14 protein-coding genes are annotated in these 17,732 nt (G+C 78.1%); 8 read left to right on the top strand and 6 right to left on the bottom strand.

Going from position 1 to position 17,732, the window contains the following annotated elements:
- The first annotated feature begins 142 nt into the window (after positions 1-142).
- A complete protein-coding gene (locus tag BKA21_RS04565; RefSeq protein ID WP_140460781.1) occupies positions 143-925 on the top strand; it encodes a ferritin-like fold-containing protein in 783 nt (260 codons plus the stop codon).
- Between the two features lie 103 nt (positions 926-1,028).
- Here the strand turns inward: BKA21_RS04565 and BKA21_RS19300 are convergent, their stop codons facing one another.
- Positions 1,029-1,253, bottom strand: coding sequence for a DUF3107 domain-containing protein (locus BKA21_RS19300; protein WP_140460780.1), 225 nt, complete (start codon positions 1,251-1,253; stop codon positions 1,029-1,031).
- Positions 1,254-1,315: 62 nt separating this feature from the next.
- The gene (locus BKA21_RS04555) at positions 1,316-1,984 is read right to left on the bottom strand and encodes a TetR/AcrR family transcriptional regulator (RefSeq protein ID WP_140460779.1); all 669 of its coding nucleotides are present in this window, start codon (positions 1,982-1,984) and stop codon (positions 1,316-1,318) included.
- Positions 1,985-2,154: 170 nt separating this feature from the next.
- Here BKA21_RS04555 and BKA21_RS04550 point away from each other — a divergent pair, with 170 nt between their 5' ends.
- Together BKA21_RS04550 and BKA21_RS04545 are read left to right on the top strand one after the other, a co-directional pair.
- Entirely contained in the window at positions 2,155-5,412 is a 3,258-nt protein-coding gene (locus BKA21_RS04550) for an ATP-dependent helicase (protein ID WP_140460778.1), read from the top strand.
- Positions 5,409-8,852 (top strand): ATP-dependent helicase, encoded by a 3,444-nt coding sequence (locus BKA21_RS04545; protein WP_140460777.1) that lies wholly within the window; start codon positions 5,409-5,411, stop codon positions 8,850-8,852. Before BKA21_RS04550 ends, BKA21_RS04545 begins: the two co-directional genes overlap by 4 nt.
- Here the strand turns inward: BKA21_RS04545 and BKA21_RS04540 are convergent.
- A complete protein-coding gene (locus tag BKA21_RS04540; RefSeq protein WP_140460776.1) occupies positions 8,846-9,778 on the bottom strand; it encodes a phosphotransferase in 933 nt (310 codons plus the stop codon). The two genes, BKA21_RS04545 and BKA21_RS04540, sit on opposite strands and share 7 nt — an antisense overlap.
- 127 nt (positions 9,779-9,905) lie before the next feature.
- On the opposite strand from BKA21_RS04540, the gene nudC reads away from it, so the two are divergent.
- Entirely contained in the window at positions 9,906-10,919 is a 1,014-nt protein-coding gene (nudC, locus tag BKA21_RS04535; RefSeq protein ID WP_239072913.1) for an NAD(+) diphosphatase, read from the top strand.
- Between the two features lie 47 nt (positions 10,920-10,966).
- Here nudC and BKA21_RS04530 read toward each other — a convergent pair whose 3' ends face one another.
- Positions 10,967-11,227, bottom strand: coding sequence for a mycoredoxin (locus BKA21_RS04530; protein WP_140460774.1), 261 nt, complete (start codon positions 11,225-11,227; stop codon positions 10,967-10,969).
- 167 nt (positions 11,228-11,394) lie between these two features.
- On the opposite strand from BKA21_RS04530, the gene BKA21_RS04525 reads away from it, so the two are divergent.
- From BKA21_RS04525 to BKA21_RS04515, 3 genes are all read left to right on the top strand, one after another.
- Positions 11,395-13,470: an ATP-dependent helicase gene (locus tag BKA21_RS04525; protein WP_140460829.1), complete on the top strand. Its 2,076-nt coding sequence runs from the start codon at positions 11,395-11,397 to the stop codon at positions 13,468-13,470.
- Positions 13,471-13,654: 184 nt separating this feature from the next.
- Positions 13,655-13,828 carry a hypothetical protein gene (locus tag BKA21_RS04520; protein WP_170209136.1) on the top strand — a complete coding sequence of 58 codons (174 nt, stop codon included), beginning with the start codon at positions 13,655-13,657 and terminating at the stop codon, positions 13,826-13,828.
- 145 nt (positions 13,829-13,973) lie between these two features.
- Positions 13,974-14,315 carry a WhiB family transcriptional regulator gene (locus BKA21_RS04515; protein ID WP_275406411.1) on the top strand — a complete coding sequence of 114 codons (342 nt, stop codon included), beginning with the start codon at positions 13,974-13,976 and terminating at the stop codon, positions 14,313-14,315.
- A 120-nt stretch (positions 14,316-14,435) separates the two neighbouring features.
- Here the strand turns inward: BKA21_RS04515 and BKA21_RS04510 are convergent, their stop codons facing one another.
- Positions 14,436-15,488: a ThiF family adenylyltransferase gene (locus BKA21_RS04510; protein ID WP_140460773.1), complete on the bottom strand. Its 1,053-nt coding sequence runs from the start codon at positions 15,486-15,488 to the stop codon at positions 14,436-14,438.
- Between the two features lie 154 nt (positions 15,489-15,642).
- Here BKA21_RS04510 and BKA21_RS04505 point away from each other — a divergent pair, with 154 nt between their 5' ends.
- Positions 15,643-16,254, top strand: coding sequence for a YgjP-like metallopeptidase domain-containing protein (locus BKA21_RS04505; protein ID WP_140460772.1), 612 nt, complete (start codon positions 15,643-15,645; stop codon positions 16,252-16,254).
- Between the two features lie 45 nt (positions 16,255-16,299).
- Here BKA21_RS04505 and BKA21_RS04500 read toward each other — a convergent pair whose 3' ends face one another.
- Positions 16,300-17,715, bottom strand: coding sequence for a zinc-dependent metalloprotease (locus BKA21_RS04500; RefSeq protein WP_140460771.1), 1,416 nt, complete (start codon positions 17,713-17,715; stop codon positions 16,300-16,302).
- Between the last annotated feature and the right edge of the window lie 17 nt (positions 17,716-17,732).

Raw genomic sequence — 17,732 nt, 5'->3', positions numbered from 1 at the left:
CGACCGGGCAAACCGATGTACGGGTGTACACCGGCCACTGTAACCGACACGGCCGTCGCGGCCCGGGTGAGGTGCGCCCGCGCGCCGCGGTCACCCGCCCGCGGCACCCCGCCGGCGCGGGGCACGGCGTTACGATCGCCCGATGACGACCCGCGCCGACGACCCCGCCGCACCCGTGCCGCCGACCGTGGCGGGCGGGACGCCGCCGGCAGGCGTCGGGCCGGGCACCGCCCCGGTCACGGGTCAGGACGCCGCCGACGCGGTCGAGGTCCTCGGCCTCGTCGCCGCCCTCGAGCACCGGGCCTTCGTGCGGCTCGCCGCCGACACCGCGCAGGCCCCCGACGTCGAGCAGGCCCTCGCGCTGAGCCGGTTCGCCGCCGCGTGCACGGGCCGGCGCGACCGGGTCCTGGCCCGCATCGACGAGCTCGGCGGCGACCCCGTCGCGGCCCTCGCGCGCTTCGACCAGGTGCTCGACGAGTTCGACGACCGCACGCCCTCGAGCACCTGGTGGGAGCGGCTGCTCAAGGCCTACGTCGGCTACGGCGTCGCCGACGACTTCTGCCGGCTCGCCTCGCGCGGCCTCGACCCCCGCTCGCGCGACCTCGTCGCCGAGCTCCTCGAGGACGCCTCGCACGCCGAGCTCGTGGTCCGCGAGCTCGACCGCGCGTGCGCCGACGACGAGGTCCTCACGTCCCGGCTCGCCCTGTGGGGGCGGCGCCTGGTGGGGGAGGCCCTCAACGTCGTGCAGCGGGTGGTGCAGCAGCGCCCCGGCGTCGCCCGCGCCGTGGACCGCGCCACCGCCGACGAGCTGGCCCCGCAGACGGCGCCCGTCGCCGACGTGCCGGCGCAGGCACCGGCGCGCGTCATCAACGAGCTCACCGCGGAGCACACGCGGCGCATGTCCCGCCTGCACCTGACGGCCTGACGCCGGCCCGGACCACGGCCCGGACCACGGCCTGCACCGTTGCCGGAACCACGACGGGCGCCGCCCGGTCGGAGCCGGTGCGACGCCCGTGGGGCACGTGCGCTCAGATCGCGCCGAAGCCGACCCGGCCCTTGCTCTCCGCGCCGATCTCCACGTAGCCGATCGACGCCGTCGGGACGATGACGCGGCGGCCGCGCACGTCGGTGAGCTCGAGCGTCGGGCGGCCGGCGAGCGCGGCGTTGACGGCGGCGGTCACCTGCTCGGCGCTCTGGTCGGACTCGATCGTGATCTCACGCGTGAGGTGCTGCACGCCGATCGTGATGTCCACGGGTGTCTCCTTCGGCCCTCGGCCCGGTGCGGGTGCGCGCCGGGCGCTGCTCGGCGTCGATCCTAAGCGCCCTCGTGCGTGACGTCGGGCCGCAGCAGCCCCGCCACGCCGCGCCACACCAGCGCGGACACCAGGGCGACCACGTGCGCGGGGTCGGTGTGGCGCGCGTGCCGCCACCAGTACGTGGCCGCGCCCTGGGCGGTGCTGATGAGCGTCGCGGCGAGCACGTCGGCGTCGTCGGCCGGCAGCGTGGTCACCTGCAGGAGCACGTCGCGGATGCGGTGCGCGGCCTCGACGGGCCCGCGCTCGACGCGCGCCCGCACGTCGGCGTCGTGCGTCACGTCGGACTCGAACAGCAGCGCCGACGCCTCCCCGGCGACCTGGACGAAGTCGAGGTATGCGGCCACGACCGCCGCCACGACGCGCCGTCCCTGGCCGGGCTCGACCGGCCCGCGCTCGACGGGCTCCACGGCCCGCTCGACCGCCGCGCGCAGCGTCTCGCCCTGGGCGTCGACGACCGCGAGGTACAGGTCGAGCTTGGACGGGAAGTGGCGGTACAGGACGGGCTTGGAGACCTCGGCACGGTCGGCGATGTCGTCCATCGAGACGTGGTGGAAGCCCTCGGACGCGAACAGGTGCTGGGCGACCGCGAGGAGCTGGGACCGGCGCTCGGCGCGCGCCATGCGCGGGCCGCGGTGGCGACCCGCCGTGGGGGGCTCGGCGTCGGTCATCTGGCGATCGTAGCCAGGGCGCGCACCCGACCTGCCTGCGACCTGCCGGGACGCGCCGTCCGGCGCGCCGCAGGACCTGCTGCCGGACGTCCGTCGCGACCGGCGCACCGGTGCGCCACCGGTGCGCCGGTGCGCGCGGGTGTCGGTGGCCCGTGGTCTCATCGGACACCGTGACGACCGCGACGACCACCCGGCTCCTGCGCCCGACCGTCGAGGCACCCGTCGCCCTCGACGCGCAGCAGCAGGAGGCCGTCGACCGGGTCGTGGCCGGTGCCGACGCCGCGGTCCTGGTCACCGGGGCCCCGGGCACGGGGCGCACCACCGTCGGGATCGAGGCCGTCGTGGCGGCCGTCGACGCAGGCCTGGCGCCGGACGACGTGCTCGTCCTCACCGCGGACCGGCGCACCGCCGGCGAGCTGCGTGACCGGCTCACCGCCCGGCTGGGCCGCACCAGCGGGCGTCCGCTGGTGCAGACGCCGGCCGCCGTGGCGTTCGCGGTGCTGCGCGCCCGTGCGGCCGCGCTCGGCGAGCCCGCGCCCGTCCTCGTCTCGGGCCCCGAGCAGGACGTCGTGCTGGGCGAGCTCCTCGCGGGGCACGCCGCCGGCGACGGTCTCGGTCCCGTGTGGCCGCCGTCGGTGCCCGAGCAGGCGCTGACCGCCCGGGCGTTCCGCGACGAGCTGCGCGACCTGCTCATGCGTGCCGCCGAGCGGGGCCTGGACCCCGGCGACCTGGCCGCGCTGGGCCGCAGCGCGGCCCGGCCCGAGTGGGTCGCCGCCGCGCACCTGTACGGCGAGTACCTCGACGTCATGACCCTCGCCACGTCGACGCCCGACGCGGGGGAGCGCCTCGACCCGGCGGTCGTCGTCGACACGGCCGTCGCGGCCCTGCGGCACTGGGAGGACGACGTGCCCGGCACGCCGCGGCCCGCCCGGCGGCTGGTGGTCGTCGACGACCACCAGGAGACCACCGCGGCCACGGCGCGGCTGCTGCGCGCGCTCGCCGACGACGGCGCCCGGCTGCTGCTGCTGGGCGACCCGGACGTCGCCGTGCAGACCTTCCGCGGCGGCCAGCCGGGGCTCGTGGCGCGCGCGGCGGTGACCGGTCGCGGGCTCGGCGAGCTCGGCGCCGCGCACGTCGTGCTGCGCACCGTGTGGCGCCAGAGCGTGGCGCTGCGCGCCGTGACCGCCCGCATCACCGACCGCGCCCCGGTCGCCGGGACCGCCGCGCACCGCCGGGTCGACGTCGCGCCCGCCTGCGCGCCCGGGCCGCCGGCGCAGGTCGCGGTGCTGCCCAGCGCCGCGCAGGAGGCCGCCTGGGTCGCGCACGCGCTGCGTCGCAGCCACCTGCAGGACGGCGTGCCGTGGGACGCGATGGCGGTCGTCGCCCGCTCCGGCGCCCGGGTCACCGCCCTGCGGCGGGCCCTCGCGCAGGCCGGTGTGCCCGTCAGCGTGCTCGGCAGCGACGTCCCGCTGCGCGAGGAGCCCGCCGTGCGCCCCCTGCTGGACCTCGTCCGCGTCGCCGCCGGCGCCCCCCTGGACGCCGAGACGGCCGCCCGGCTGGCCTGCTCGCCCGTCGGCGGGCTCGACGCCGTGGGGCTGCGCCGCGTGCGCCGCGCGCTGCGCGCCGAGGAGCTCGCGGCCGGCGGCGGCCGGTCGAGCGACGCCCTGCTCGTCGAGGTCCTCGACGCCCCCGGGCGGGCGGTGACCCTGCCCTCGCACGTCGGCCGCCCCGTCGACCGGCTCGCCGCGGTCGTCGCCGCCGGGCGCGCCGCCGCGCAGGCGCCCGGCGCCGACGTGGAGTCCGTGCTGTGGGCGGTCTGGGACCGGGCCGGGCTCGCCGAGACGTGGCGCCGGGTCGCGCTCGCGGGCGGGGCGTCCGGCGAGCGGGCCGACCGCGACCTCGACGCCGTCCTGGCGCTGTTCCGTGCGGCCGAGACGTTCGTCGACCGCAACCCCCGGGCCACGCCCGAGGCGTTCGTCACCTGGGTCGAGGACCAGGACCTGCCCGCCGACTCCCTGGCGGCGCGCTCGCGGACCGCCGGCGTCGGCGTGCTCACACCCCCGGGCGCGGCAGGCCGGTCGTGGGACGTGGTGGCCGTCGTCGGCGTGCAGGAAGGCACGTGGCCCGACCTGCGGCTGCGGGACTCGATGCTGGGAGCGCAGGCCCTCGTCGCGGCCGTCGCGGGCCGCGAGCCGGACGCGCCGGCCGACGCCCGCGCCGCGGTGCTGGCCGACGAGCTGCGCTCCTTCGCGCTCGCGTGCTCCCGGGCCCGCACCCGGCTGCTGGTGACGGCGGTCGCCGACCAGGACGACTCCCCGTCGCCGTTCCTCGACCTCGTGCAGCCCCCGCCGGCCGACGGCCCGGACCCGCGCCGCACGAGCGCCCCCGCGCCGCTGGACCTGCGCGGCCTCGTCGCCCGGCTGCGCGCGCACCTCGAGCGGACCGCCCGCGAGCACGGCACGCCCGACCCGGCGGCGGCGCGCACCCTCGCGCGGCTGGCCGTCGTCGGCATCCCCGGCGCCGACCCGGACCGGTGGTTCGGGCTGCCGGAGCCGTCGAGCGACGAGCCGCTGTGGTTCGACGGCGAGAAGGTGCCGGTCTCGCCGTCGAAGGTCGAGACGGCGCAGCGGTGCGCGCTGCGCTGGGCCCTGGAGGCAGCCGGGGGCACGCCGTCGCAGTCGTGGAGCCAGTCGCTCGGCACGCTCGTGCACGCCATCGCCCAGGAGCACCCGCGCGGCGACCGGCTCACGCTCGCCGCCGAGCTCGACCGGCGCTGGCCCGAGCTGGGGCTCGGCGACGGGTGGGCCTCGTTGTCCGCGCGGCGCCGGGCCGACGCGATGATCGACCGGCTCGCGGTGCACCTGCGGACCAGCGGGGACCCCGTGCTCGTCGAGGCGGACTTCGTGCTCGAGACCGACCGGGCGCTCGTGCGCGGCTCGATGGACCGCGTCGAGCTCGTGGACGCGGGGCCGGGCGAGGGGGAGACGGGCGACGGCACAGCCGGTACCGACGGGGCCCGTGACGGCGCTGCCGGCGACGGTGCGGCGGCGTCGCCCACGGTGCGGGTCGTCGACCTCAAGACCGGCACCCGCGTGCCGACCGTCGCGCAGACGGCCGAGCACCCCCAGCTCGGCCTGTACCAGCTCGCCGTCGACGCCGGGGCCGTGCCCGACCTGCCCGCCGGCACCACGAGCGCGGGCGCCGCCCTGGTGTTCGTCGCCTCCGGCACGCGCGGGCCCACGACGCGCGAGCAGGACGCGCTCGGCCCCGAGACCGACGGCCCGTCGTGGGCGCGGGCCCTCGTCGACGACGTCGCGGACCAGATGGCCGCCGCGCAGTTCGAGGCGCGTGGCAACGAGCTGTGCGACCGGTGCCCGGTGCGTCGGTCCTGCCCGCTGCGTGCCGAGGGCGGGCAGGTCGTCGCGTGAGCGAGCGCCCCTCGACCAGGTCCGTCGCGCTGTCGGCCGTGCAGATCGCCCAGCTCCTCGGCCAGCACCCGCCGACGGACGAGCAGCGGCAGGTCATCGAGGCACCGCTCGCGCCGTCGCTCGTGGTCGCGGGCGCCGGCTCGGGCAAGACCGAGACGATGGCCGGGCGCGTGGTCTGGCTCGTCGCCAACGGCCTGGTCACCCCCGACCAGGTGCTCGGGCTGACGTTCACGCGCAAGGCCGCGGGCGAGCTCGCCGAACGCGTGCGCCGCCGCCTGCGCGCGCTCGTGCGGGCCGCGGCGGTGCAGGGCGTCGACCTGCCGGGCGCCGCCGACCTCGCCGACGAGCTGGCGCGCCCGCAGGTCTCGACGTACCACGCCTACGCGGGCTCGCTGGTGTCCGAGCACGCGCTGCGCGCCGGCATCGAGCCCGGTGCGCGGCTGCTCGGCGAGGCCGCGCAGTGGCAGCTCGCGTCCGAGGTCGTCGAGCAGTGGGCCGGCGACCTCGACACCGCCGCCGCGACGTCGACCGTGGTCGAGGCGGTGCTGAGCCTGTCGGGCGCGCTCGACGAGCACCTGCTCGACCCCGCGGGTGCCCGCGCGGCGATCGACGACCTCGTGGCGGCGATGGACGCGACCCCGCCCGGCACACCGCCCCGCGCGCCCTACGCCAAGGTCCGCGACCTGCGCTCCTCGCTCGGGGAGCGGTCCCGGGTGCTCGAGCTCGTGGCCGCGTACCGGGCGCGCAAGCGGGCCGCCGACTCCCTCGACTTCGGCGACCAGGTGGCGATCGCCGCGCGGATCGCCCGCGACGTCCCCGAGGTCGGCGCCGGGGAGCGCACCCGCTGCCGGGTCGTGCTCCTCGACGAGTACCAGGACACCTCGTACGCCCAGCTCGCGCTGCTGTCCGCGCTCTTCGGCGGCGGGCACCCGGTCACGGCCGTCGGCGACCCCCACCAGTCGATCTACGGCTGGCGCGGTGCCAGCGCCGGCGGGCTGGCCCGCTTCCCCGACACGTTCCCCGCCGTCGGTCCCGACGGGGACCGGCGCCGCGCCGAGGTCGTGCAGCTCTCGACCTCCTGGCGCAACGACCACGCCGTGCTGGACGCCGCCAACCGCGTCGCCGCACCGCTGCGCGGCGACGGGCGGGTCGACGTCCCCGAGCTGCGGGCGCGGCCCGGAGCCGGCGCGGGGGTCGTGCAGGCCCGCGTCGACGCGACGGTCGAGGACGAGGCCCGCGGCGTCGCCCAGCTCGTCGCGGCGCACTGGCGGCCCGGCACCCACCCCGACGGGAGGCGGACCGCCGCGGTGCTGTGCCGCAAGCGGTCGCAGTTCGAGCCGCTGCGCCGCGCGCTGCGGGCCGAGGGCCTGCCCGTCGAGGTCGTGGGCCTCGGCGGCCTGCTCGCGGCGCCGGAGGTCGTCGACCTCGTCGCCGTGCTCCAGGCGGCCCACGACCCGACGCGCGGCGACGCGCTCGTGCGCCTGCTCACCGGTGCCCGCACCCGGCTCGGTGCGCGCGACCTGCACGCCCTGGGGGACTGGGCGCGGCACCTGGCCCGGCTCTCGGCGCCGCGGTCGGCCGACCCCGGCGACCCCGCCGACCTGCCCGGTGCCGAGGCCGGCACCGGGCAGGTCGTGGTCGAGGGCGACGTGGTCGACGCGTCGAGCCTCGTCGACGCGCTCGACGACCTGCCGCCCGCCGGCTGGGTCAGCGGTGCGGGCCGACGCCTCACGCCGCAGGGCCGGGGCCGGCTCGCGGACCTGGCGGCGGTGCTGCGGGCGGTGCGCCGGCAGGCGGGCCTGTCGCTGCCCGAGCTGGTCGGCGAGGCCGAGCGGCTCTTCGGCCTCGACATCGAGGTGCAGTCCCGCTCCGACGTCACCCCGGCCCGGGCCCGCGCGCACCTGGACGCGTTCCGCGACGTCGCCGTCGAGTTCGCCCGCGCCGCGGACCGGCCGACGATCGGTGCGTTCCTGGCCTGGCTGGAGGCCGCCGAGCAGCGCGAGGACGGCCTGGACCTGCCCGTCACGGAGCCGGACCCCGACGCGGTCCAGCTCATGACGGTGCACGCCTCCAAGGGGCTGGAGTGGGACGTCGTCGTGGTGACCGGGCTGGTCGACGGCGGGCTGCCCGCGACGGCGGTGCTCGGCAAGGACGGACCGCTGGACTCGGGCTGGCTCACCGGGCTCGGGGTGCTGCCCTACCCGTTGCGCGGGGACCGCGACGACCTGCCCACCCTCGACCTCGCGGGTGCCGCGGACCCGAAGGAGCTCGCCGAGCGGCTCGTCCGGTTCCGCCAGGACGCCGGGGAGCACGAGGTCGCCGAGGAGCGTCGCCTCGCCTACGTCGCCCTCACGCGCGCCAGGGAGCGGCTGCTGCTCAGCGCGGCGCGGTGGGGCGACGCCAAGACGCCCCGGCGGGTCTCGCCGTTCCTCGCCGAGCTCGTCGAGCACGGCCTCGCCGAGGTGCTGGCCTGGGCCGACGAGCCCGAGCCGGGTGCGGACAACCCGCGGACCGGCGACGTCGAGACGGCGGTGTGGCCGGCCGACCCGTTCGCGGTCGACGGTGCGGCACCGCGGCGCCCGGCGGTCGAGGCGGCCGCCGACGCCGTGCGGGACGTCCTGCGCGCGGTGCGGGCCACGGCGGGCGCCGAGCGCCGGCCGGCCGGTCCGGGCACCGCGGATGCGGGCCACGAGGGGGTGCCGGACGGGCCGGACGCCCCGCCGCCGACCGACTGGGACGCCCTCGCCGACCGGCTGCTCGCCGAGCAGCTCGAGCGCCGCACCGGCAACCAGCAGGTCGACCTGCCCGCGCACCTGTCCGCGTCCGCACTGGTCCGCCTCGACGCGGACCCCGCGGCGTTCGCGCTCCAGCTGCGCCGCCCGGTGCCCCGCGAGCCGTCCCGCCAGGCGCGGCGCGGCACCGCGTTCCACGCGTGGGTCGAGGCGTACTACGGGCGCACCACGCTCGTCGACCTGGACCTGCTGCCGGGCGCGGACGACGACTCCGAGCCCGTCGACGCCGACCAGGACGCCCTGCGCGCCGCGTTCCTGGCGACGCCCTGGGCGGACCGCACGCCGATCGCGGTCGAGGTCGACGTCGAGACGACCATCGGCGGGCACGTGCTGCGGTCCCGCATCGACGCGGTGTTCCGTGACCCCGAGGGGCCCGAGGGGTCGGTGGTGGTCGTCGACTGGAAGACCGGCGCCCCGCCGACGGACCCCGCGCAGGAGGCGTCCCGCGACCTGCAGCTCGCGGTGTACCGGCTCGCGTGGTCACGCTGGACGGGCACCCCCGTGGAGCACGTCGCCGCGGCGTTCTGCTACGTGGGCGCCGGCGTCACCGTGCGCCCGCGACGGCTGCTCGACGCCGACGAGATCGCCGTGCTCCTGGAGGCCGCCACCCGGGCACCCGGGCCTTCGCAGGAGCCCGCCGCTCAGTAGGCGGCCTCGGCCTCCGCGTGCACGTGCTCGTCGAGCTCGGTGAGCATCGCCACGGCGTCGTCCACGACCTCGGCGCTCTGCGTGCGCACGCCGTGCAGCAGCCACCGGGCCAGCGCGAGCTCACCGGCCAGCAGCGCCCGGTCGGCCAGGTGCGGGTCGCTCAGCTCGGTGCGCCGCAGCAGGTACGACTCCATGATCGCGTCGACCGCGTCCTGCGGCGCCGCCACCAGCAGCCACGACAGGTCGTCGGCGGGGTCGGCCACCATCGCGTCGCCCCAGTCGAGGACGGCGGTGACCGTGCCCTCGGCGACGAGCAGGTGCGCGCTGGTCAGGTCGGCGTGCACGACCGTCGGCCGGAAGCGCCACATCGCGACGTCCTCGAGCATGTCCTCCCAGCGGCGCAGGAGCGACGGCGGGACCAGGCCGGTGCGGGCGGCCTCGTCGACCTCGGCCTGGCGGCGCTCGCGGTACCCGGCGGCGTCGTACACCGGCAGCCCGGCCTCCTCGACGACGGACGTCGGCAGCTCGTGCAGCGCGGCCAGGGCCCGGCCGATCTCGGCGGCCAGGCCGGGTCCGGGACGCAGGGTCTCCAGGCGCAGCGGGCGCCCGATCAGCTGCCGGTGCACGGCTGCGCGGCCGCCCTCCGGCAGGTGCGCGAACCCCTCGGTGCGCGGCACCGCGAACGGCAGCGTGCCGTCGTCGACGAAGGGGCGCAGCGCGGCCAGGAGGGCGATCTCGGCCTCGAGGGCGGCGCCGGCTGCGGCGTGCTGCGGGGCGCGCACGACCCACCGGCGGCGCACCGAGTCGATGACCACGGCCTCGTCGAAGTCGGGGCCGGTGCCGCTCGGACGGCGCACGTCGTACGCGTCGAGCCCCGGGATCGCGACGGTCGCCAGGGCGGCGAGGGCGAGCGGCGAGCGTGTCACGGGAGCCAGCGTAGGTGCCCGTGCCGTGGACGGGGTGCCGTCGCCGCGGTGTGTCCGCGTCCGGTTCGTCCCGGTGCGGGCGGCGCTGACCGGGTCGTCGGGTTGTCCGGGACGTACCGTGGGCGCCGTGACGAGCGCGACGCTGGCCCACCTGCCCCTGGCCCGGGCCTCCGTGCCCCGAGCGGCCGAGCGCCGCACCGAGCCGGACGTGATCGGGTCCGCCGTGCAGGACCCCCGCACGCGGGTGCTGCTGGTGCGCGCCGGCCAGGTGCTCACGCAGGACCCGGCCCGCGTGCTGTGGCTGACCCCCGCGCAGGCGTCAGCCGCGTGGGGGCCGCGGGCCGCCGACGGCCCGGACGGGCCGGTCGCCGGGGGCCCGGACGACGACGCCTGGCTGCTGCTCGGCCAGGAGGACGACGGCGGCGACGTGCTGGCGCTGCGGATGCCCGACCACGAGACGCTGCCGCGCACGGGTGCTGCGGCGGACGCGGCGGTGCACCAGGACGCCGCGGCGGCGGGGGCGTGGCGCGGGCTGCGCGCCGTGGGTGCGGCCCTCGACGCGCACGACGCGGGCCTGGCGACCACGGCGGTCGCGCTCGACACGTGGCACGACCGGCAGCCGCGCTGCCCCCGCTGCGGGGCCGCGACCCGGGTCGCGCAGGCGGGCTGGTCGCGGGTGTGCGTGCAGGACGGGTCGGAGCACTACCCGCGCACCGACCCGGCGGTGATCATGGCGGTCGTCGACGACGCGGACCGCCTGCTGCTCGGGCACGCCGCGACCTGGGCACCGGGCCGGTTCTCCACCCTCGCGGGCTTCGTCGAGGCGGGGGAGTCCGCCGAGCGGGCGGTGCGCCGGGAGGTCCTGGAGGAGGCCGGCGTCCAGGTCGGCGAGGTCGTCTACCGCGGCAGCCAGCCGTGGCCGTTCCCGGGCTCGCTGATGCTCGGGTACCGGGCGCACGCCACGAGCACGGACGTGCGCGTCGACGGCGTGGAGCTGACCGACGCCCGCTGGTTCACCCGGGACGAGCTGGCGCAGGCCGTGCTCGCGGGCGACGTCGTGCTGCCGAGCGGGGCGTCGATCGCCCGGGCGCTGGTCGAGGAGTGGTTCGGCGGGCCGGTCGCGGAGCCGGGCGGCGCCTGACGGCGGTCGAGGCGGGCCCGGCCGCGGTCGGTCGGGCCCGCCGTCGCTCACACGCCCAGGCGAGCCTTGACCTGCGCGAGCGACGGGTTCGTCGCGGCGGTGCCGTCGGGGAAGACCACGGTGGGGACCGTCTGGTTGCCGCCGTTGACGGAGGCCACGTAGTCGGCGGCCTCGGGCTGCTGCTCGATGTCGACGACGTCGTACGCGATGCCCGCCGAGTCGAGCTGCGTGCGCAGCCGGTGGCAGTAGCCGCACCACGTGGTGGAGTACATCGTCACGGTGCCGGCAGGCGGTGCGGTCGTCGTCATCGTCCCTCGTCGTCGCTCGTCGTGGGCCGGTCGCACGCGGCGCCCGGCGGCCCCGGTGGAGGGCCTCCCGGCCGCGTCAACGCGCGCGGGCTGCCGTGTGTTCCGCCCGGGGCACCGCCTGTGGACGGTGCACGGGTGCCGCGGTGCGGCTGCGAGACTGGGCGGCGATGCCCGCCCACGCCTCCGCCGACGCCCTCCTCGACGCCCTCGACCCCGAGCAGCGTCAGGTCGCGAGCACCCTGACCGGGCCCGTCTGCGTGCTCGCGGGCGCCGGGACGGGCAAGACCCGCGCGATCACGCACCGCATCGCCTACGGCGTCCGCACCGGCGTGTACCGCCCGGCGTCGGTGCTGGCGGTGACGTTCACGGCACGTGCCGCGGGGGAGATGCGGGTGCGGCTGCGCGACCTGGGGGTCGCGGGCGTGCAGGCGCGCACCTTCCACGCGGCGGCGCTGCGCCAGCTCGGCCACTTCTGGCCGCGCGTCGTCGGCGGCGCCGCGCCGCGCATCGTCGAGCAGAAGTCGGTGCTGGTGGCCGAGGCGGGGCGGCGCGTGGGGCTGCCCGTGGACCGGGTGGCCGTGCGTGACCTGGCCGGCGAGATCGAGTGGTCGAAGGTCTCGCTCGTCACCGCCGACGACTACCCGGCGGCCGCGGCCGCCGTGATGCGCCCGGCACCGGCGGGGCACGACGCGCACGCGGTGGCCCGGCTCATCACGGCGTACGAGGACGTGAAGACCGAGCGCGGCGTCGTCGACTTCGAGGACGTGCTGCTGCTGCTGGCCGCGATGCTCGGGCAGCGCCCCGAGGTCGCCGAGGAGGTCCGCGGCCAGTACCGCCACTTCGTCGTCGACGAGTACCAGGACGTGAGCCCGCTCCAGCAGCACCTGCTCGAGCAGTGGCTGGGCGGGCGCCGCGAGCTGTGCGTCGTCGGCGACCCCAGCCAGACCATCTACTCGTTCGCGGGGGCGTCCCCGCACCACCTGCTGACGTTCCGCAAGCGGTACCCGGGGGCGGCGCAGGTCAAGCTGGTGCGCGACTACCGCTCGACGCCCCAGGTCGTGGCCCTGGCGAACCGCCTGCTCACGGCGACGCGCCGGCCGGCGGACCCGACGCCGCTGCACCTGGTGGCCCAGCAGCCCGACGGCCCGCGCGTGCGCTGGACGGCCTACGACCACGACGAGGCGGAGGCCGCGGGTGTCGCGGCGCGCGCGGCACGGCTCGTCGCGTCGGGCGTCCGGCCCAGCGAGATCGCCGTGCTGTACCGGACGAACGTGCAGGCCGAGGCCTTCGAGCAGGCGTTCGCGAGCGCCGACGTGGGCTACCAGGTGCGCGGCGGCGAGCGGTTCTTCGCGCGCCGGGACGTGCGGGACGCGCTGGTGCTGCTGCGCGGCGGCGCCCGGTCGGCGGACCCCGGCACGCCCCTGGGGCAGACGGTGCGCGACGTGCTGACGAGCGTCGGCTGGGCGCCGACGCCCCCGGCGTCACGCGGGGCGGCGCGCGAGCGGTGGGACGCGATGCACGCGCTGGTCACGCTCGCGGACGACCTCGCCGCGGCCCGGACGCCGGGCGTCGAGCAGGGCGAGGACGTGCTGGACCTCGGCGCCGGGCGGGCCCTCGTGCCGGCCGACGGGGGTGCGTCGCTCGCGGACCTGGTGGCCGAGCTCGACGAGCGCGCGGCCGCCCAGCACGCGCCCACCGTCGAGGGCGTCACCCTCGCGTCGCTGCACGCGGCGAAGGGCCTGGAGTGGGACGCGGTGTTCCTCGTCGGCCTCTCGGACGGGCTGCTGCCGATCTCGCTGGCGCAGACCGACGCGGCGGTGGCCGAGGAGCGTCGCCTGCTCTACGTGGGGGTGACCCGCGCCCGCCGGCACCTGGAGCTGTCGTACGCCGGGGCCCGCACGCCGGGCTCGCGCGCGTCGCGCCGGCGCACCCCCTTCCTGGACCGGCTGTGGGGGCAGGACGTCGACGAGCGGCGCGGCACGGCGGACGGCGACGTCGACCGCGGGCTCGTGGAGCGGCTGCGCCGCTGGCGCGAGGAGGTGGCGCGCGAGCGCGGCGTCCCGCCGTCGCGCGTGCTGACCGACGGCATGATCACCGACGTCGCGGCGCTGCGTCCGTCGAGCCCGGCCGAGCTGCGGCAGGTGCCCGGGCTGGGGCAGACGCGTCTGGCGGACGTGGGTGCGGCGCTCCTCGCCGTGGTGACCTCCCGGGACGGTGGGGCGGGGTCCGCCGACCAGCCCTGACGTCCGCGATGCGGCAGTCCTCCGGCGATGTCCGGGGCGGTCGGCGGGTCCGCAGAAACTCGTCGAGAACTTTCTCGTAATTCGCTTGTCGCGTTCGCGCGCGGCGTCCTACGGTGAACCCGTCGCTGATCGAGCGGTGCCGTCCTGGGGGACGGTGCCCGAGCCGGAGGGAGGTGTGCACGACATGGAGAGCATCACGATGACCGGCTACGCCGCCGTGACCGCCGTGCGTCTGCGCACCCTCGCGCCCACCGGCACCTCGTTCCAGGGGCGCAGTGTGTCCACCGCCGGCCACGTCGAGCGCTGGACGGGCACCCCGAAGCAGCTCGGCACCGATCTTCCACGCAGGACTCCCTAGGCCTCACCCACTGAGGCGTTCAGGCCGCGGAGTCCTTCTCGGACCCGCGGCCTTTCTCGTTCCTCCGGCACCTCGCCGGCGAGAGGGCACGTCGGTCCGTCACCGACGCACCACAGCTCATCAGCGAGGACACCAGGAGGACATCGTGCAGCTCACGACGCTGCCCGACACCACGACCCCGGGCGCGACCAGCGCCTGGGCCGGCAGCACGGCGACCGAGGACCGTCAGCAGTTCGACCGCATGGTCGCCGACCTCGTGCCGTGCCGGTCGAACGACCCCGAGCTCTGGTTCGCGGAGCGGCAGGCCGAGGTCGAGCGCGCCAAGGCGCTGTGCCGCGGCTGCCCGCTGGTCGAGGGCTGCCTCGCCGGCGCCGTCGAGCGGGCCGAGCCGTGGGGGGTCTGGGGCGGCCAGGTCTTCGTCGGCGGCGTGGTCGTGCCGACGAAGCGGGGCCGGGGCCGTCCGCGCAAGGACGCGGCTGCGGCCTGACGGGACGCCGTCGTGCCCGCCGGACACCCTGCCGCACCTACCGCCACCACGCACCACCAGGCGCCACCGGACGCCGGGCCCCGCGCACGCGGGGCCCGGCGTCCTGCGTCGCGGCTCAGGTCAGGGGCCTGACGGCGCCGGCGGCCCCGGCAGCCGGGAGCACCCGCAGTCCGGGTGGGCCGACCAGTCGCGGACGCGTCCGACGACGTCGGGGAGCGCGATCTGCACGGTCGCACCCGTGAGGGACGGCACGGAGCCGTCGACGTGCACGAGGACCTGCGCGGCCGCGAGGGCGGCGCTCGCACCGGCGACGACGCCGACCTCGCCGCCGCGGCGTCGCACCGCACCGGTGTCGGGGCCGCCCGCGGTGAGGCGGGCCAGGACCGTCGGCCAGGCGGCGTCGACGTCGGCACGGTGCAGGTCGAGGCAGTGCAGGCACGGGTCGACGCCGGGGCGCACGAACGGGCCGACGGTGGTGTCCGCGGCCCGCACCACCACCGACAGGTGCGCGAGCCCGTGCGCCATCAGCAGCGTGGCCCGCGCCGGGTCGGCCGCGTCGTGCTCGACGACCACCACGACGTCGGGCGCGGCGTCGACGTCGACGCGCACGCCCGGTGCGGCGTCCTGGAGGACCCGCCGCGCGGCCGTCGCGCGCGGCACACCCACGTCGGCCCAGCGGTGCGCCCCGCCCGCCACGTCGACCGAGCCGACGGGGGAGTCGTCGTCGAGCAGGAGCGTGCCGACGCCGGCCGTCGCCAGGTGCGTCGCCACGGCCATCCCGGTGGCGCCGAGCCCGACCACCCCCACGACGGCCCGCGACCGTGCCAGCACCTGCCGCTCGCCGTCCCCGTCCGCGGTGAGCAGCGACCACGCGTCGGCGTCCGCGGACGCCGGGCCGTGCACCGTGGTGCCCGGCTCCGGGTCGGGCCGGGTCAGGCCCGCCGCCGCGAGGTCGGCCACGGTCTGCCGCACCCGGGCCGCCCGTGCGCCGGCGCCGCGGGCGAGTGCGTCGAGGTCGGTCCCCGGCCCGACCCCGCACCACAGCCGCACCTCGTCCGGGTCGAGCCCGTCGACGCGGACCGCCCAGCGGGGGTCGAGGCCGACCTGCACCTCGTCCGCACCGCGGGTCAGCACCTGCACACCCGGCCGCAGCCGTACCGTCCTCGTCCGCACGGCGGGCACTGTCGCAGGTCGGCGCAGGTCTCGTCGCCCGCCGTCCACAGCGCCCGCCCGCCCGCAGCCCTCGCCGCCGGCCCGTGCACGGCCGTCGTGCGCCGCGCCGGGCGGGGTCGCCACCGCCGTCGGCGGTCGGCGCTAGCGTGCAGGGGTGCCGGTCCCCGAGGAGCCGCCCCGCACGGGCGCGCACGCGCGCGGCCCGGACGCGCCGGTCGAGGTCCGCCGGTCGCGGCGCCGGTCCCGCACGGTCAGCGCGTGGCGGGAGGGCGACGTCACCGTCGTCGCGATCCCCGCGGGGTTCACCCGCAGCCAGGAGCGCGAGTGGGTGGGGCGCATGGTCGCCCGGCTCGCGGCCCAGGAGGGCCGGCGTCGCCCGTCCGACGCCCAGCTCGCGTCCCGGGCGACGGACCTGTCACGGCGGTACCTGGGCGGACGGGCCGTCCCGACGAGCGTGCGCTGGTCGAGCAACCAGGGACGTCGCTGGGGGTCGTGCACGCCCACCGACGGCACGATCCGCATCTCGGACCGCGTACGGGGCATGCCCCGCTGGGTCCTGGACTACGTGCTGCTGCACGAGCTCGTGCACCTGCTCGTCCCCGGCCACGGCCCCGACTTCTGGGCCGAGCTGGCCACGTACCCGCACACCGGGCGCGCCCGCGGCTTCCTCGAGGGGTACGGCTACGCCCAGGACCGCGGGGCACGCCCGTCGCCGGACGGCGCCGACGAGCCGCCGGGCGACGACGAGGACGACGTCGACGCCTGACGGCGTGCGAGGGCCGCTGCCCGGCGCGCCCGGGCATCGGCCGCGTCAGGACGGCGCGGACCCGTCCTCGTCGCCGAGGATCTCCGCGAGCGCACGGTCCAGGTCCGCCGAGCCCTCCACGGCGGCCGCCCGACGCGCGTCGTAGCCGGCGGGGTCGTCGAGGTCCTCGGCGGCGGGCACCAGGTCGGGGTGCGCCCACACCGCGTCCCGGCCGTCGACGCCGCGCGTGGTGGTCAGGTGCGCCCACACGGCGGCCGCGTCGCGCAGGCGCCGGGGCCGCAGCTCCAGGCCCACGAGGCTCGCGAACGTCTGCTCGGCGGGTCCGCCCGCGGCACGCCGGCGCCGCACCATCTCCTGCAGCGGGACGGCGTGCGGCAGGTGCGGCAGCGCGGCCCGGGTCGCGACCTCGTCGACCCAGCCCTCGACGAGCGCGAGCGCCGTCTCCAGCCGGTCGAGGGCCGCCTGCTGCTCGGGCGTGGTCTGCGGGGCGAAGACGCCGCCGGACAGCGCCTGCTGCAGCGCCGCCTGGTCGGTGGGGTCGATCGCGCCGACGGCCTCCTCGAGCTGGTCGACGTCCACGGTGATGCCCCGGGCGTACTGCTCGACGGCGTCGAGCAGGTGCGCGCGCACCCAGGGCACGTGCGCGAACAGGCGGGTCGCGGCGACCTCGCGCAGCGCGAGGTACAGCCGGACCTCCTCGGGCGGGGCGTCCAGGCCCTCGGCGAACGCGTCGACGTTGCCGGCGAGCAGCGCCGGTGCCGGCCTCTCCAGCAGCGGCAGGCCGATGTCCGTCGTGCCGAAGACCTCGCGGGCGAGCGTCCCGGCGGCCTGCCCGACCTGCAGGCCGAAGACCGCCGAGCCGAGCCCGCGCAGCAGGCGCTGCGGGTCGCCGAGGGGCGACCCGCCCGGCCCGTCGGGCAGCGCGCCCAGCAGGCCGTCCTCGCCGGCGGCGCGGCCGAGGGCCTGGGCGAGGGCGGTCGACAACGACGACGCGACCGGCTCGGTCAGGGTGCGCCACGTCGGCAGGGTCGCCTCGACCCACTCGGCGCGGCTCCACGCGTGCGGGGTCCCGCCCGACGGGGGCAGCGACGTCGCCGCGTCCAGCCACAGCTCGGCCACGGACAGCGCGTCGAGGACCTCGCGGCGGCGCGCCGGCGACAGCGACGGGTCGCCGCCCTGCGCGGCCTGCTGGCGGGCCAGGTCGTGCGCCATCTGCCAGTTCACCGGCTCGTCGCCCGACGCGGCGAACATGCGCTGCACCTGCGAGACCACCTGGGCCAGCAGCGCGGGGTCCGACGGCAGGCCCGAGGCGGCGGCCATCGCCGCGGGGTCCATGCCGCGCTCGCGCATCTCTCGGATCGCGTCGTCCGCGGCGGGGCCGAGCACGGCGCGCAGCATCTCCTCCCACGGCTGCGGGCCGTCCTGGTGCGGGCCGCTCGGGGCGGGGACGTCGGGGCTCATGCGGGGCCTCCCGGGAT

Source organism: Cellulomonas oligotrophica, from assembly GCF_013409875.1.
In the GTDB taxonomy this organism is placed as follows: domain Bacteria; phylum Actinomycetota; class Actinomycetes; order Actinomycetales; family Cellulomonadaceae; genus Cellulomonas; species Cellulomonas oligotrophica.
This window is presented reverse-complemented; position numbering and strand designations above follow the sequence as displayed.

Coding starts and splice junctions, on each gene's coding strand:
- BKA21_RS04555 (WP_140460779.1), bottom strand. CDS start 1,984: ATGACCGACGCCGAGCCCCCCACGGCGGGTCGCCACCGCGGCCCGCGC.
- BKA21_RS04520 (WP_170209136.1), top strand. CDS start 13,655: ATGGAGAGCATCACGATGACCGGCTACGCCGCCGTGACCGCCGTGCGT.
- BKA21_RS04530 (WP_140460774.1), bottom strand. CDS start 11,227: ATGACGACGACCGCACCGCCTGCCGGCACCGTGACGATGTACTCCACC.
- BKA21_RS04525 (WP_140460829.1), top strand. CDS start 11,395: ATGCCCGCCCACGCCTCCGCCGACGCCCTCCTCGACGCCCTCGACCCC.
- BKA21_RS04565 (WP_140460781.1), top strand. CDS start 143: ATGACGACCCGCGCCGACGACCCCGCCGCACCCGTGCCGCCGACCGTG.
- BKA21_RS04500 (WP_140460771.1), bottom strand. CDS start 17,715: ATGAGCCCCGACGTCCCCGCCCCGAGCGGCCCGCACCAGGACGGCCCG.